Origin of the sequence: Aliiglaciecola sp. LCG003 (assembly GCF_030316135.1) — a bacterium.
In the GTDB taxonomy this organism is placed as follows: Bacteria; Pseudomonadota; Gammaproteobacteria; order Enterobacterales; family Alteromonadaceae; genus Aliiglaciecola.
The window spans coordinates 3,886,983-3,901,382 of record NZ_CP128185.1 but is presented as its reverse complement, the minus strand read 5'-3'; the positions used below and the strand labels follow the sequence as shown (position 1 = coordinate 3,901,382).

Sequence of the window (14,400 nt, the reverse complement as noted above, 5' to 3'; positions counted from 1 at the left end):
CGGCACTAAGGAGTAATAGTAAATGAACCAAACTGAAATTTACCTTGGTGTAGGTATGTTTATTGCCATTGTATTGGCATTAGTACTTATCATCATGTTCGCGAAATCTAAGCTAGTCCCATCCGGTGATGTGACTATATTAATTAACAACGATCCTGAAAAAGCGATTACCACCTCACCAGGTGGAAAATTGTTGGGTGCGTTAGCCGATTCGGGCATTTTTGTTTCTTCAGCTTGTGGTGGCGGTGGTTCTTGCGGTCAATGTCGTGTTGATATCAAAGAAGGCGGTGGTGAAATACTGCCAACTGAATTGGATCACATCAGCAAGCGCGAAGCTAAAGAGGGCTGTCGTTTATCTTGTCAGGTTGCGATTAAACAGGACATGAAAATTGAATTGCCAGAGGAAGTTTTTGGTATCAAGAAGTGGGACTGTGATGTTATTTCTAATGATAACAAAGCAACTTTCATCAAAGAGCTTAAATTAGCGATTCCGAATGGTGAAAGCGTACCATTTCGTGCCGGTGGATATATTCAGATTGAAGCTCCACCTCATCATGTTAAATATAGTGACTTCGATGTTCCTGATGAATATAGAGGGGATTGGGAGCGTTTCGGTTTCTTCAATATTGAATCTAAAGTTGAAGAAGAAACTATCCGCGCTTATTCGATGGCTAACTATCCAGAAGAAGAAGGTATTATTATGTTGAACGTGCGAATCGCTTCGCCGCCACCTAATAATCTAAGCCTTCCTGCTGGTAAAATGTCGTCTTATATTTGGAGTCTAAAGGAAGGTGACAAAGCGACGATTTCCGGTCCTTTCGGTGAGTTCTTTGCAAAAGATACCGATGCTGAAATGGTCTTCATCGGCGGCGGTGCTGGTATGGCGCCAATGCGTTCACATATCTTTGACCAACTTCGTCGAATCCATACGGATCGTAAAATTACCTTTTGGTATGGCGCAAGATCACTACGTGAAATGTTCTACGTAGAAGATTTTGATATGTTGCAAAAGGAAAATGAAAACTTTAAATGGTATGTGGCCCTTTCTGATCCGCAGCCTGAAGATAATTGGACGGGTGATACCGGATTTATCCACAATGTATTGCTTGAAAATTACCTTAAAGATCACCCTGCGCCGGAAGATTGTGAATTCTACATGTGTGGGCCACCTATGATGAATGCAGCGGTTATCAATATGCTGAAAGAATTAGGTGTAGAAGACGAAAACATCATGTTGGATGATTTCGGCGGCTAATTAAGACAACCAGCGTTAAAAGTAGAGGGGCATTTATGTCCCTCTTTTTTTGGTTCAAGAGTGACTGTTCATGGCAAAATCAAAACTACTGATAATCTTGTTGATAGTGGTTTGTGCAATTATTTATTTTGTGCAAAAACCTATCACAGCTGAAGATATTCATCTAAGCGGTGCTACTATGGGCACAACTTATAATGTTAAGTACCACCCTGATATTGGCCCTTCTGCGGCAGAGACTCAGCGTCAAATAGATGCTTTGTTGGTTCGCGTAAATAAGCTAATGTCTACCTATGACCCAACCTCAGAATTATCACTGTTTAATGCCCATCAAAGCAGCGAGCCTTTTGCACTGTCAAGTGAAACTATCTTTGTACTCAAAGAAGCACAAAGATTAGGTGAACTAAGTGAAGGCGTGCTAGATGTAACTGTTGGACCTTTGGTTAATTTATGGGGGTTCGGACCTCAAGCACGTCCCGACAAAGTACCCTCTGAGCAGACAGTCGAGCAGATTAAGTTACAGACAGGGTTGGATAAGCTTATGGTATCCAATGATTCTGCAACAAAGCTAATTCCTAATCTGTACGTCGACCTATCGACCATCGCAAAAGGTTATGGTGTGGACGTGGTTGCCGAGTTATTGGCATCATTAGGGCATACTGACTACTTAGTGGAAATTGGCGGGGAAATGCGCGTGGCAGGCGTTAAAAGCAGTGGGCAACCATGGCGTATAGCGGTGGAAAAACCGGTTAGCAATGAACGGGCAGTACAGACTATCTTAACCATCGGCAACAATGCGGTAGCGACGTCTGGTGACTATAGAAATTATTTTGAAGAAAACGGGGTCAGATATTCACATCTTATCGATCCGCGAAGCGGCATGCCGATTCAGCATAATTTAGTCGCAGTAACAGTTATCCATCCTTCTTCAATGACGGCGGACGGATTAGCAACTGCATTGAATGTGATGGGCAAGGATGATGCCTTGCGGATTGCACAGCAATACGATCTCGATGTGATGTTAATTACCCGAGAAAATAATACCTTTAAAGCGTATACTACTGGTAGATTTGATCAATTTGTTAATGCGGCGAAGCAATAGCTTCACCGCCCATACTTGTTAGGAATTGTTGTGAGTACATTCATCTTAGCTTTTGGCTTTTTCTTGGTAGTGGTATTGGCCATGGCCATTGGGTATATCGTTCAGCAGAAGTCAATATCTGGCAGTTGTGGCGGGCTAGGTGCACTAGGTATTGATAAAGCTTGTGATTGTCCTGAGCCCTGTGATCGTAAGAAAGCGCGACTCGAAAGAGAAGCCATACGACAGAAAAAATTACAAGAGTGGAAGCAGAACCAGATAATTTAGGGCTTCTAATTAGTTCACCTATGAACGTCTGCCTAATCCTCAGGCGTTTTTTATGCCCGCATCTTTATTCATCACAGCCACAGTGAAGCCTAATAGCAATCTGTGGAGTGGGTATTCTTTCGAAAAAGACTCACTTTCTGTACGCGTGTTAGCTAGTTTTTGTATGTAGTTGTTGAATTGGTAATATTGTCGGTTACTGTATATAATCCCAGTCATTTGGGCTTTTGGCTATTTTAGTGCGTAAGATTATTCACATCGATATGGATTGTTTTTATGCTGCGGTTGAAATGCGTGACAACCCAGCATGGGTTCATGTGCCAATCGCCATTGGCGGGAGCAGAGAGCGCCGAGGTGTTATATCCACCTGTAACTATCCCGCCCGTAAATTCGGCATTAAGTCAGCGATGGCCACGGCTCACGCTTTGAAGCTATGCCCAGACTTGGTGTTGGTACCTGGTCGTATGGAATTATACGTCGAGGTGTCAAAGCAAATTCGCCAAATTTTTGAGCGTTACACGGACAAAATTGAACCCCTGTCACTGGATGAGGCCTACCTCGATGTATCTGACTGTACGTTGTTTGGCGGCAGTGCAACTCTAATCGCTGAAGATATACGCCGCTCAATAGTAGCCGAAACCGGCTTAACGGCTTCCGCTGGCATATCCTCATGTAAGTTCGTGGCAAAGATTGCCAGTGATGAAAATAAACCTGATGGTATTTGTGTGATTACCCCAGACAATCTTGATGGATTTGTACGGGCTTTGCCGCTGGGGAAAATTCCCGGTGTCGGCAAAGTTACCGTACAGAAACTCCATAACTTGGGCTTGTATACCTGCCAAGATGTGCGTGATTACCCACTCGAGCAACTAGTTAAACGTTTCGGTAAGTTTGGCCCTGTGATCTGGAACAGAAGTCATGGGATTGATGACCGAGACTTGAGTTTATCGCGGGAGCGCAAGTCTGTAGGGGTAGAGCGAACACTTTCTGAAGATATTCAAAACAAAGATGAATGTATTGAAATGGTAGAGAAGCTGTATCCAAAGCTTGTACAACGCTTGCATTCGGCCCGAGGCAACAAGCAAATTCAAAGTCAGGGTATAAAGCTTAAATTTAGTGATTTCCAACAAACAACAGTTGAACACAGATGCACTGAATTGAACAAAGCGTTTTTTATTGGCTTACTCGACGAAGCATTTGGCCGTGCCAAAAATCGCGGTATTCGACTGGTTGGATTACACGTAGGCTTGCCAGCAAAAACTAAATTCCAACAATTGCACCTCCCCTTTGAAGGGAAAGACTAGTAACGAGTTAGCTCTTCCTTCATCATGATTATCGGCAATATGCTTTGGAAAGACTATATAATCATTATGGACATTATTACATGGACAGGCATCTTTCATTATCATTATTACATGGACAGGCATCTTTCATTATCAGACTACGAATATGGACAGGGATCTTTTAAGGTAGTGAAAATTGAGGCCTATAATTTTTACTGTAGGCTGATGAAAAGTATTAATGCATTCGTAATTTAGGTAAATACCTATGCAATCATCGTTTTCTGGCGAATGAGAGTTATTGAGAAGAATTTAGTGTGGGATTAGGCTTGCCTCTTGTAAAAAGAAACGATTGAAATGAAAAGTGATTTTAGGAGAGACGTTAGCCTAATGAATTCTTTTGCCGACGTTTTCGCTTGTATCGTTTCAAGGTGTCTGATTGCCCAGCAGCCACGCTAAACGTGGTTTCAAACTCTAAAAACATATTTTGCCAAGTGTGTTCATCTAGCCCTAAGCGCTGCAATATGGGCGATTCATAAATATCAATTGCGCCTCGTTTGTTAGGTGCAATACTGCGACCAGATAGGTCAACCAATTTCATATAGTCGATTAAATCGAACATTAACCCTTGCGGTTGTGGCTGCCTAGGGTTGCCGACAAAGGGCATTAACGTAGATGGTTGATAACCTTTCTTAAAATCGTTTATACGGCGTTTCACACTGGTGTGTTTAGATGACTCTGGGGTGGTTGCCATCTTCGCTCGTATAGGGTTTAAATCTACGTACACCATACAAGCTGCCAATGCATGTTCATCTAACAGAGCTTGTGATTTGAATCGTCCTTCCCAGAAGTGACCGGTACAGTTATCTTCTTGATTGGCTTGCCGGGCTATAGGCTCATTCAATTCTCGCATGAACCAACTAATATCGGTTAATCGACTTCGATAAACCGACAAGGTTGAATGGAGTGTAATTTTTTCAGCGTCGGTGAACACTGATGCTTGCTTATTTGCTAGGGTTTGTGAGAGCAAGGTACCCTTGTGAAGCATGTGCCAGCGCTGCGCAATCTCTTTATCCGACCAGAGTTTTGCTTTGTCACAATTAACATGCAATACCACATGGGTATGATTGCTCATGACAGCATAAGCACACACTTCGATTGCAAAGGCTGTAGTCAAGAACAACAACCTGTCTTCTACCCACTGGCGACGATGCTCATAGGTTTTCCCCGTCAGTTCATCTTCCCCACACAAAAAGGCACGTCGAACACAGCGAGATACACAGTGATAGTAAGATGTGTCTGAGAGACTGATTTGGCGCTTCCTTGCCAGTGGCATAATTCACTCCTTGAAACAGAATACTAAAGCATAGCTGATTTGGTATTCTTAGGAGTCTAGTTTGTGGCTATCCATGTATGATTTGTTTGTGGCTGTCCATGACAATACAATCCATGTATGATTTGTTTGTGGCTGTCCATGACAATACATGACAATAAAGGGGTCGGAACAAATTAGTCGTGGTAGATCACAGAATAAGCCATAAAGCCTCGCATTAGCGGGGAGCATTGCTGTTCACTTTGGGTTGGAAAGGACTGATGTTGGTCAGTTTTCTGATAATTTGTTTACATATATTCATTTTAATCTGGCAAGCATACAGATTAAAAAGGTCACCACAATTAAGTGCTATTGCAGAGGTTATGAAGTGATTAAAGTTGGAATTTATCAACATTATAAAGGCAATCAATATGAAGTTATTGGTGTGGCTCGTCATTCAGAAGATGAATCTGAATTGGTGGTCTATCGGCCTATGTATGGAGCCCGTGGCTTATGGGTTCGACCGTTGCAAATGTTTACTGAATCGGTGACTGTAGAGGGGCAGTCTGTGCCGCGATTTGCATTTGTTAGCGAAAATGAATAAAAACGGGGCTAAACGCCCCGTTTGAATTACTACTGCAGTGTTTCTAGAACTTGAAGTTTAGGCCGGCTTTATAAATACGACCTAACACGTCATAGTTGCTTGGGAAGGTATTACCAGAGTTAGAACTAGTATCACCTACATCATTACCCAATACAGGTGGCTCTTTATCCAATAAATTGTCTACGCCAAATGTGATAGTTACATTATCGGTAGCTGCATAGCTGGCAAATACATCAAAGTAGTCATAGGACTCGATACTTCTGAACGCTTCGAATCGTAAATCACGTTCAAGGGGCTCCACTTCTACCGAATTAATATGTCTCCATAATAATGAAACCGTCAAGTCATCATAAGACCAGGTGGTACGCTGGATCCAGCGAAGGTCAGACAAGGGATCACAACTGGTGCCGTAATAGCCTTTACAATCTAGCACTGGCACTGTGTTTGAGCTTTGTGATTCCTGAGTCAGGTACTTATTAATATTACCTGAAAACGCCAAGTTACCCATATCGCCAATATCCAAATTGAAGTTAAAGCCAATTTCGATACCTTCAGCTCGCAAGAAGCTCAGGTTTGTGGTGAACTGGTCAACCCCAGCGGCTGAGCCAGTTAAATCGCCGCCGATTCGGTTGATCTTGGAACATTCGTTAACGTCACCATTAACATAGCAAGAATCAAGGATCTCCTGTGCAGAGAAAGTACCTATAATATCTTGGATATCAATATCATAGTAATCCACTGAAATAGTAAAGTCGTTGGCCCAATCAAACTCCGGCGTCCATACGAAGCCTGCTGTAAAGGTATCGGCTTCTTCTGCTCCAGGTGGATTGGTCGGGTCGCTGCCATTGAAAGTATTAATTTGACCGGAAATAATGTCTGGAATAACCCCAACTTGTGCATCGGTCATACCGGTAGAAATACATAGCTGACGAAGTGAGGCATCGATGTTTGCGGCGTTTGCTACAGAGCAGGGATCTAACACAGCGTTGTCTAAGCCAGAGGTAACTGGCGATGCTATTTCAGCGACATTAGGTGCGCGATTAGCTTTCTGTTGCATTACTCTGAGTAATAACGGCTCAATGGGACGCCAGTTAAAACCAAGCTTCCATGACTCAGTCGTGCCTACGGTATCAAAATCTGAAGAGCGGTAACCAAATTCCAAATCCACCGATTCGGCAAATGCCATTCCGTCAAATATAGGTAAAATACCTTCGAAGTAGAACTCGTCTACTTTGTATCCACCGTTAATGGGTAGCAAGTTACCACCGGCGCCACCTTGACAACTAGCGGGTGTTTCTTTTAAACATTCATCAGGTTCAAGCAATCCTGTTTCGGTGCGTTTTTCTAAACCAAAACTCATTGACAATGGCGCGCCTGCAGTCGGCAGCTCAATAACATCAATCGGTCCGGTTAAGAATAAGGCGATGATCTCTTGTTCGTATTTTTGCTGTTGCAAAGCGATGGCTTGAGCATAAGCTGCCATTTCAGGGGTAATGGTGCCAAATCCACCGAATAAGTCTATCGGTACACAATTACCACCTACTGCACAGGTAACGCCATCACGGGTATCTAAGGCATTGTTAATGTTACCAACATTGGTGTAGCCACCACGCACTGTTGTGCGGTTCGCTTCACCGTACTGATAAGAAAAGTCGAAATCCCAATCAGCGTAGAAGTTGCCCCGTAATCCGGTATTTATTTGCCAAATTTCAGAATCGTAACGTTCTGTTCTGGCACCCAGTTCCAGTGTCCGTCTTCTTAATCGCACGGCAATTGAATCTTCGGTATCTACCACACCGTTGGCGTTCGCGTCTGTCCAACTTCCGCCGTTGACTAACGAGCCGTCTTGTACTGCGCCATTAGCGCCGTCTAATATAAAGTTCAACGCTTGGTTACCCAGTAACGGGTTGTATAGGGGTAATACAAAGCTGGTGCCAAATGTACCTGAGGGTGCGACCTGTTGTACGACTGTTGTATTGGTAAAATTAAATGATGAATAAAACTCGATTTTGTCATTTATTTCATAGCGAGCAAGGGCCGTAGCACTGTAACGTTCAGCAGGGGTTTGATAGTAATTGAATGGATTGAAGTTAAATAGGCTACAATTTTCACCTATAGTTCCGTCTTCTCGGAACTGGCCATTTACCCCTGTACCTATTAATTCAAAGCGGGTGGGTATAGCGGTCGTGGAACCACTGCCGTCAATATCGACTACGTTGGGCCCACCGCAACCGGCAGGCGGCAAAGCAGCTTGTTCACCATTGAGATATTCGGTCAAACCTGAGCCTGAGTTAGAATTTATACCGAATAACCCTAGGCTTCTATCGCCAAGCAGTACAGGGTCTCTTTCCATCCACGCCACAGATAGCACTGCATTGCCGCGACTGTCATCGAAGTTCGCCCCTATGGTCACTGAAAAATTGTCTTGATCGCCATCGCTTTCACCACTTTGCGAATGGTTCATATCAATAGCAACACCTTGGAAGTTGTTTTTTAAGATAACGTTAACGGCACCAGATACAGCATCAGAGCCATAAACGGCGGAGGCTCCACCTGTTACCACATCGATCCGGTCGATTAATGCGGTTGGGATATTGGATGTATCTATCTGACCATTAAAGTTGAACGGCACCATACGTTTGCCGTCAAGTAGGACCAAGTTACGTTGAGCACCAAGGCCACGTAAGTCTATGGTTGCAGCCCCTGAAGTGCCGTTGTTTACATTACCGCCATCGGCTGGAATGGTAGAGGGTAAAGAACGAATGATTTTTTCAAATTCAGGGGTTTGTAAATAGCCTATTTCTTCTTCACCAAGTGAAAATATAGGACTTGATGATTCCACACCAGGTGCCCTGATACGACTACCAGTAACGGATATTTTTTCGACATCATTCGCTGCCGTGTCAGTAGTCTCTTGAGCAACTGCATACGAACTGCCAAGACCAGCCAGAGCACTCGCGCAGAATGCCAATTTTATAGAGTGTGCAAGTTTGGAGTTTAAAAACATATTGTTCTCCCGTGTGCGATGACAATTCATGGCCACCGCCATTTTTGTGATTGTAGTTTTGGGCATGACTCATGCCTCAGGCTAAAATTAGGCGTAAAGGCGAGGGACCACTAGGGACTATCCACCAAGGGGTGATTCAGAGTGACTAAAGGCTTGTTTTAAATGATAAGCGGGGGGAACTTCTGACCAATCGATTGCGAAATGGCCTTTGGTTAGTTACTCCTCATAGGAACATAGTTAAATAAATATATGATTTTAATAGTGAAAGTTTGTTTTTGCAGGCTCTAAATTAGGAATTCTAGCAGATTTACAATATTGATATTTGTGGTGCCAATAGGGGGGATGGATATTCTGGTAGAAAAATTTCTCATTCATTTTAACAGTGGATTATTGGACAAAACCCCGATATGTTAAAAGAATAGTTACTTTTGAATACCCGATATATTTATGCGTAAGTCCACCTTAGTGCTTAATCGATATTTTTGGCTCGCCAATATATTTTTTTGGCTGGCGGTACTTTCGGTGTTTACGCAATTCCAATATGTAGCAGATTTAAACACTGACAATGAGTCCAGTTGGATTTGGACTTGGACCCTAATGAGCCCTTGGTTTATTAATTGGATCCCAGTAACAGCATGCGTTTTTCTGGTGGTAAGACTTAACGATGAGCCTGATAGGTCGATATACCGCAAAGTATTTAGCCATTTTATTTGGATGATGGCGTTATTGACCTACTATTGGGTCACCACCATATTTGTAAGGGAATTTCTTGAAGGTGATGATATAGCTCAGTTTTTTGATACTCTGCTGCGTATTGTCTCTACAACCTCGCAATTAGATATTTTTATCTACCTTGGAGTATTAACCGCCGCCTTAGGTATACGTTTTTATCATAATGCCGTTCAAGAAAGCATTGAGTTAAAACGCATGCACCACGCCCTAACTCAAGAGCAATTGAAGACTCTACGCTCGCAACTTAATCCACATTTTTTATTCAACGCATTAAATACCATTGCAAGTTTGGTTCGCCTTAAACGCGAAAAAGACGCGGTAACCGCATTGTCTGAGTTGAGCTTAATGTTGCGTAAAATTTTGGAAAACAAAAATCATAATAATATTAAAGTAAGAGATGAAATTGCCTTTATTAACAGCTATTTAGCAATTCAAAAAATGCGTTTCTCAGAAAAGTTGGATACCCATGTGTCGGTTCAACCAGATTGCTTGGAGTTAGACATTCCAAACATGTTATTGCACCCATTGGTTGAAAACGCAGTACAACATGGCTCTCAACTTGAATCCAACCGTAACCTACTTAATTTGGTTATCAGCCGGAATGACAAAGAATTGAAAGTGGTTCTTACCAATAAAATTGCCATTTACGATACCCACTCTGGATTTGGCATTGGTTTGACCAACACCCGAGAGAGACTTTCACGATTGTACAGTCATTTTCGGCTTGAACTTCATCCCCTTAATGACGGTTTATTTGAAACTCTGTTAGCGATTCCCATAGGAGAACCGGATGCTTAGTGTGCTGATTGCCGATGATGAACATCTCGCCCGTGAAACAATCAAGTTGTTGTTAAAAGAACAAGCAGATATTACCGACGTGTATGAAGCCGAAGATGGCAATCAGGCGTTAATGTTCGCCAAAGAATTATCTCCCAATATTATCTTCTTAGACATCGAAATGCCGGGTATTTCAGGTATTGAAGTAGCAAAACATATACCTGAAAACTGCGTGATAATATTTGCCACCGCATACAACGAACATGCTGTTGAAGCCTTTGAACTAAATGCAATTGACTATATTTTAAAGCCCTTCGATGATGAGCGTTTTTACACTGCATTAGAACGAGCGCGACAAAAGATAAAAGGCGGGCAACATGACGATTACGCTAAGCTCAGCGAAATCATTCAGCAGATGATGGGCGAGCTGCAAAAGGGATATCGTGAACGCTTGGTCATTAGGGACCCAGGACGGATTCGTTTGATAGATGTTGGCAATATTAACTTCATTACCGGTGCGGGTAACTATGCCGAAATCCACCTTAATGATGGAAAACACGTGCTGCATCGAGAAACCCTAGCTACTCTTGAAGATCAGTTAAATCCCGCCGAATTTGTGCGTATTCACCGCTCATCTATTGTGCGTCGTAGCGCGATTGTGGAGTTGCGGCCTAATGATAAGGGTGACTATTCAGTGATCTTACAAAATGGCGATGTGCTGACGCTGTCCCGCCGCAACCGGGCAAAGTTAGATGAGTTGACCAATTAACTGAAAATTAACGCACTGAGAGTCCACAGGATCCCAGCAAGGATAGCAGCATAACTTGCTGGTATTATTTGTGTTTTGACGTGATCCATCAAATCACATCCTGTCGTCATTGAACTTAAAATAGTAGTATCTGAAATGGGTGAACATTGATCACCAAATACACTGCCATTTAATACCGCGGCGAAACAAATCATCATGAATACCTCAGGATTGGCCAACATTTCATTTTGGGCAATGATCCACATCAATGGCATCGCTAATGGGAATGCAATAGCATAAGTCCCCCAACTGGTGCCGGTTGAAAAGGCAATTACGATAGTAAGCAGTTGTAAAACCATAGGCAAAATCCAGTAGGGTAACTCTTCGCCGAGCAGTTCAACTAAGTAAATGCCCCCGCCTAACTGCTTGCTGACCGCGCCAATTGTAATTGCTAACATGAGGATCACAGAAGCGACAACGACTCCTTTCCAGCCAGTACCTAATCCTTCAAGTATTCCTCTAAGGCCCATGCCTTTGCCCATCGCCATCGCGATAGCAAGAAATAATGCGGCACCAAACGCCCAATGTATTTGCGGTGAGCCAGTGAGAACAAAGGTCAACACTGCCACTAAGATCAAACTGACTAGAGGTAAAACAAACTCCAGCCAATGAGGAAAATAACCTGCAGGCGTATCAACCTGTCGTAGCTCTTTTGCGCTAATAGGCGCTGCATTGGGTGCATCCAATTGTCCGGTAAGACGAGCTCTTGCAATTGCTTTTTGCATAGGACGACCGGAAAAACGAGTGAACTCCAAACTTAATAGCAAGGTGCCCACCACGGCGAATATTCCATAGAAACTAAATGGGATGCTGGAAAAGAAAAACTGAATGCGGTCAGCTTCCGTGGCCAAGAAAGCCACGCCCGGTACAAATATAAAGGTTTGTATATATGCAGGCCAAGCATTAAAAGCAATAACTGAAGCAATAGGTGATGCAGTGGAGTCCACCACATAACTGAGTTCTTCATGACTGACATTGGCTTTGTCTGCCATGGGTTTTACCGTGGTGCCAACTAACACCGTACTCATAGTCCCGCCTTGGAAAAATAACACTCCGAGCATCCAAGTGACCAATTTGGCCGAGCGCGGTCCCTTTACAAAGCGACGACTCATCATTTCTGCAAATGCAGCAGCTGCGCCGGTTTTTGCCCATATCCCCATCAATCCACCCAAAAGCCATAGATACAATATGAGAATTGAGGCCGCATCGGCCGTAGCCATGTTAGGGATGAGGATGTCCGCACTGATATCGAACTTACCTATCATGAAACCTCCCACTACGATTCCGCTAAATAATGCCAATAAAGGCTCGCGGCTGATTAGACATAGTGCGATGGCAATAAAGGCGGGCAGCAAAGACCAGATACCATAGTGGTAATCGGCCTTCAGTAAAATCGGATTGGTGTTGTCACCATCGAGTATTACCCATTGCTGTTTCAATGTTGGGGCTTCGGTGAGTGTGTCTAAATTGCGCTGTCTAAGTGGTGAGTCTTGATAGGCTACTGGCGTTCCAATGGCTTGCTCTTTGCCTCTGCTAATATAGACGATTTGCCCCTGTGCATTTTCAAAGGTTTGATATTGCAATCGAGACTCTACCCAAGAGGCTGACAAATTAAAATTGACCCACAGCCCAGCGATCAGACCAAAAATAATGCATACCAAGGTCAAAATATTTTGCATTTTACTCATTAAATAGACACTCTTAATTCAGCGAATGAAATAAATTATCATATTTGTGATTCTTTATGATCTGTTCATCACGAAAAACGGTAATTTTACTGAAGTCAAAACAAAACAATAGGATAGAATTATGCGGATAATTTCACTTTCGGCGCTGATAATAGCTGCTGGATTTCTCAGTAACTTAGTATCTGCACAGGATAGATTTGCGGATGTAGAAATTCAATCACAACATTTAGGCGGCTCAGTGTATATGATGACCGGCGCAGGTGGAAACATTGGCGTGTCTGCCGGCGATGAAGGCTTGCTGATCATCGATGATCAATTTGAACCTTTGGCCGAAAAGATTTCCAATGCGTTGGACCAAATTGTTAAAGGCAAACTCCGTTATGTGATAAATACTCATTATCACGGCGATCACACAGGTTCGAATGTGTATATGCGTGAAGTTCGCGATGCGACGGTGTTCGCACATGACAACGTGCGCACTCGGTTAGCTTCAAAGCCCGATCATAAGCATGCAGAACTTCCTGTTGTTACTTATGCGCAAAGCGTCAATATACATTTCAATGGTGAAACCCTAGATGTGTTCCACCTCTCCTATGCCCATACCGATGGTGACAGTGCGGTTTATTTTAAACAGGCCGACGTGTTACATGCCGGTGACGTGTTCTTTAAAGATAGATTCCCATACATAGATCTTGACGCTGGCGGTTCGGTGGCAGGCTATATAGCCGGTGTTGAACATTTGTTAACCTTAGTTTCAGATCAAACAAAGATAATTCCAGGGCATGGCGACCTTGCTAATAAAGCTGATATGCAGCGTTTCGTCGATATGATTAAAGCTACATCGGCCGAAGTAAAGCAGCATAAAATTAATGGCATGACGGTTGATGATATCGTTGACGCTGGCTTAGACGAGCAGTGGAAAGATTGGGCTTGGCAATTTATATCTGAAGAGAAATGGATAAAGACCCTTTATCAATAGAGCTTGTCAGCGCCGGTGAAGCAGATATGCCTACACTGCATAGTTGGTTCGACTCGGTAAAAACCATTCGTGACTGGGGTGGTCCTAATATGGACTACCCTTTGACGCTAAAAGCACTTGCATTACAAATTCAGTTGCATGACTTACACTCCTTCAAACTCGAAGATTCAGCGGGTAATATGTTGGCCTTTGGTCAATGCTATATACGCTGCGGTCGAGCACACTTTGCACGTCTGGTGGTGGCACCAAGTAAACGGGGTTTAGGGTTAGGTGGCTTGCTGGTGCTTAAATTAATCGAGCTAGCACCGAGCCTATTGGAAACTAACGGGTATTCACTATTTGTTGCTAAAGATAATAAAGTTGCCGAACAACTTTACCGTTCCTTAGGCTTCCTGCCAACTGACTATCCCGAGACACCATCGGCTGAAATGGCCTGTTACCTATATATGACCCGCAAGTAAAGCTGGCGAGTCTATGCACATTAGTTGCCACTGGATGCGCCCCAAGCTTGTGCAATTCGCACCAAGCTGGTTAACTTCTACTGATTACCCGTTGTGAACAATATGTTAAGTGACTGATTTTAATGAATAATAAAGTT

At 43.2% G+C, this 14,400-nt stretch carries 12 protein-coding genes; 9 read left to right on the top strand and 3 right to left on the bottom strand.

The window, feature by feature from the left end:
- Window positions 1-22 precede the first annotated feature (22 nt).
- The 4 genes from nqrF (at window position 23) to dinB (ending at window position 3,919) form a co-directional block, all read left to right on the top strand.
- Window positions 23-1,255, top strand: coding sequence for an NADH:ubiquinone reductase (Na(+)-transporting) subunit F (gene nqrF / locus QR722_RS16935; RefSeq protein WP_286284128.1), 1,233 nt, complete (start codon window positions 23-25; stop codon window positions 1,253-1,255).
- Between the two features lie 70 nt (window positions 1,256-1,325).
- Window positions 1,326-2,354 carry an FAD:protein FMN transferase gene (locus tag QR722_RS16930; RefSeq protein ID WP_286284127.1) on the top strand — a complete coding sequence of 343 codons (1,029 nt, stop codon included), beginning with the start codon at window positions 1,326-1,328 and terminating at the stop codon, window positions 2,352-2,354.
- 30 nt (window positions 2,355-2,384) lie between these two features.
- Window positions 2,385-2,618, top strand: a complete 234-nt coding sequence (nqrM, locus tag QR722_RS16925; RefSeq protein ID WP_286284126.1) for a (Na+)-NQR maturation NqrM — start codon at window positions 2,385-2,387, stop codon at window positions 2,616-2,618.
- A 236-nt stretch (window positions 2,619-2,854) separates the two neighbouring features.
- A complete protein-coding gene (gene dinB / locus QR722_RS16920) occupies window positions 2,855-3,919 on the top strand; it encodes a DNA polymerase IV (RefSeq protein WP_286284125.1) in 1,065 nt (354 codons plus the stop codon).
- Window positions 3,920-4,277: 358 nt separating this feature from the next.
- Here the strand turns inward: dinB and QR722_RS16915 are convergent, their stop codons facing one another.
- Window positions 4,278-5,231, bottom strand: coding sequence for a transposase (locus QR722_RS16915; RefSeq protein ID WP_286284051.1), 954 nt, complete (start codon window positions 5,229-5,231; stop codon window positions 4,278-4,280).
- Window positions 5,232-5,598: 367 nt separating this feature from the next.
- Here QR722_RS16915 and QR722_RS16910 point away from each other — a divergent pair, with 367 nt between their 5' ends.
- A complete protein-coding gene (locus QR722_RS16910; protein ID WP_286287716.1) occupies window positions 5,599-5,811 on the top strand; it encodes a DUF1653 domain-containing protein in 213 nt (70 codons plus the stop codon).
- Between the two features lie 43 nt (window positions 5,812-5,854).
- Here QR722_RS16910 and QR722_RS16905 read toward each other — a convergent pair whose 3' ends face one another.
- Window positions 5,855-8,884 (bottom strand): TonB-dependent receptor domain-containing protein, encoded by a 3,030-nt coding sequence (locus QR722_RS16905; RefSeq protein ID WP_286284124.1) that lies wholly within the window; start codon window positions 8,882-8,884, stop codon window positions 5,855-5,857.
- A 381-nt stretch (window positions 8,885-9,265) separates the two neighbouring features.
- Between QR722_RS16905 and QR722_RS16900 the strand changes: the two genes are divergently transcribed.
- Both QR722_RS16900 and QR722_RS16895 read left to right on the top strand, forming a co-directional pair.
- Window positions 9,266-10,348, top strand: a complete 1,083-nt coding sequence (locus QR722_RS16900) for a sensor histidine kinase (protein WP_286284123.1) — start codon at window positions 9,266-9,268, stop codon at window positions 10,346-10,348.
- A complete protein-coding gene (locus tag QR722_RS16895) occupies window positions 10,341-11,096 on the top strand; it encodes a LytR/AlgR family response regulator transcription factor (RefSeq protein ID WP_286284122.1) in 756 nt (251 codons plus the stop codon). Before QR722_RS16900 ends, QR722_RS16895 begins: the two co-directional genes overlap by 8 nt.
- Here QR722_RS16895 and QR722_RS16890 read toward each other — a convergent pair.
- A complete protein-coding gene (locus QR722_RS16890; protein ID WP_286284121.1) occupies window positions 11,093-12,823 on the bottom strand; it encodes a Na+/H+ antiporter NhaC family protein in 1,731 nt (576 codons plus the stop codon). The two genes, QR722_RS16895 and QR722_RS16890, sit on opposite strands and share 4 nt — an antisense overlap.
- A 121-nt stretch (window positions 12,824-12,944) precedes the next feature.
- On the opposite strand from QR722_RS16890, the gene QR722_RS16885 reads away from it, so the two are divergent.
- On the top strand, window positions 12,945-13,802 hold the full coding sequence (locus QR722_RS16885) for an MBL fold metallo-hydrolase (RefSeq protein ID WP_286284120.1): 858 nt from the start codon (window positions 12,945-12,947) through the stop codon (window positions 13,800-13,802).
- A complete protein-coding gene (locus tag QR722_RS16880; protein ID WP_286284119.1) occupies window positions 13,778-14,263 on the top strand; it encodes a GNAT family N-acetyltransferase in 486 nt (161 codons plus the stop codon). The genes QR722_RS16885 and QR722_RS16880 overlap by 25 nt, the downstream gene beginning before the upstream one ends.
- Window positions 14,264-14,400 lie beyond the last annotated feature (137 nt).

Excerpts from the sequence above, each read along its gene's own strand:
- nqrF (WP_286284128.1), top strand. The coding sequence starts at position 23 with ATGAACCAAACTGAAATTTACCTTGGTGTAGGTATGTTTATTGCCATT.
- QR722_RS16930 (WP_286284127.1), top strand. The coding sequence starts at position 1,326 with ATGGCAAAATCAAAACTACTGATAATCTTGTTGATAGTGGTTTGTGCA.
- QR722_RS16915 (WP_286284051.1), bottom strand. The coding sequence starts at position 5,231 with ATGCCACTGGCAAGGAAGCGCCAAATCAGTCTCTCAGACACATCTTAC.
- QR722_RS16905 (WP_286284124.1), bottom strand. The coding sequence starts at position 8,884 with ATGCCCAAAACTACAATCACAAAAATGGCGGTGGCCATGAATTGTCAT.
- QR722_RS16900 (WP_286284123.1), top strand. The coding sequence starts at position 9,266 with ATGCGTAAGTCCACCTTAGTGCTTAATCGATATTTTTGGCTCGCCAAT.
- QR722_RS16895 (WP_286284122.1), top strand. The coding sequence starts at position 10,341 with ATGCTTAGTGTGCTGATTGCCGATGATGAACATCTCGCCCGTGAAACA.
- QR722_RS16890 (WP_286284121.1), bottom strand. The coding sequence starts at position 12,823 with ATGAGTAAAATGCAAAATATTTTGACCTTGGTATGCATTATTTTTGGT.
- QR722_RS16885 (WP_286284120.1), top strand. The coding sequence starts at position 12,945 with ATGCGGATAATTTCACTTTCGGCGCTGATAATAGCTGCTGGATTTCTC.
- QR722_RS16880 (WP_286284119.1), top strand. The coding sequence starts at position 13,778 with ATGGATAAAGACCCTTTATCAATAGAGCTTGTCAGCGCCGGTGAAGCA.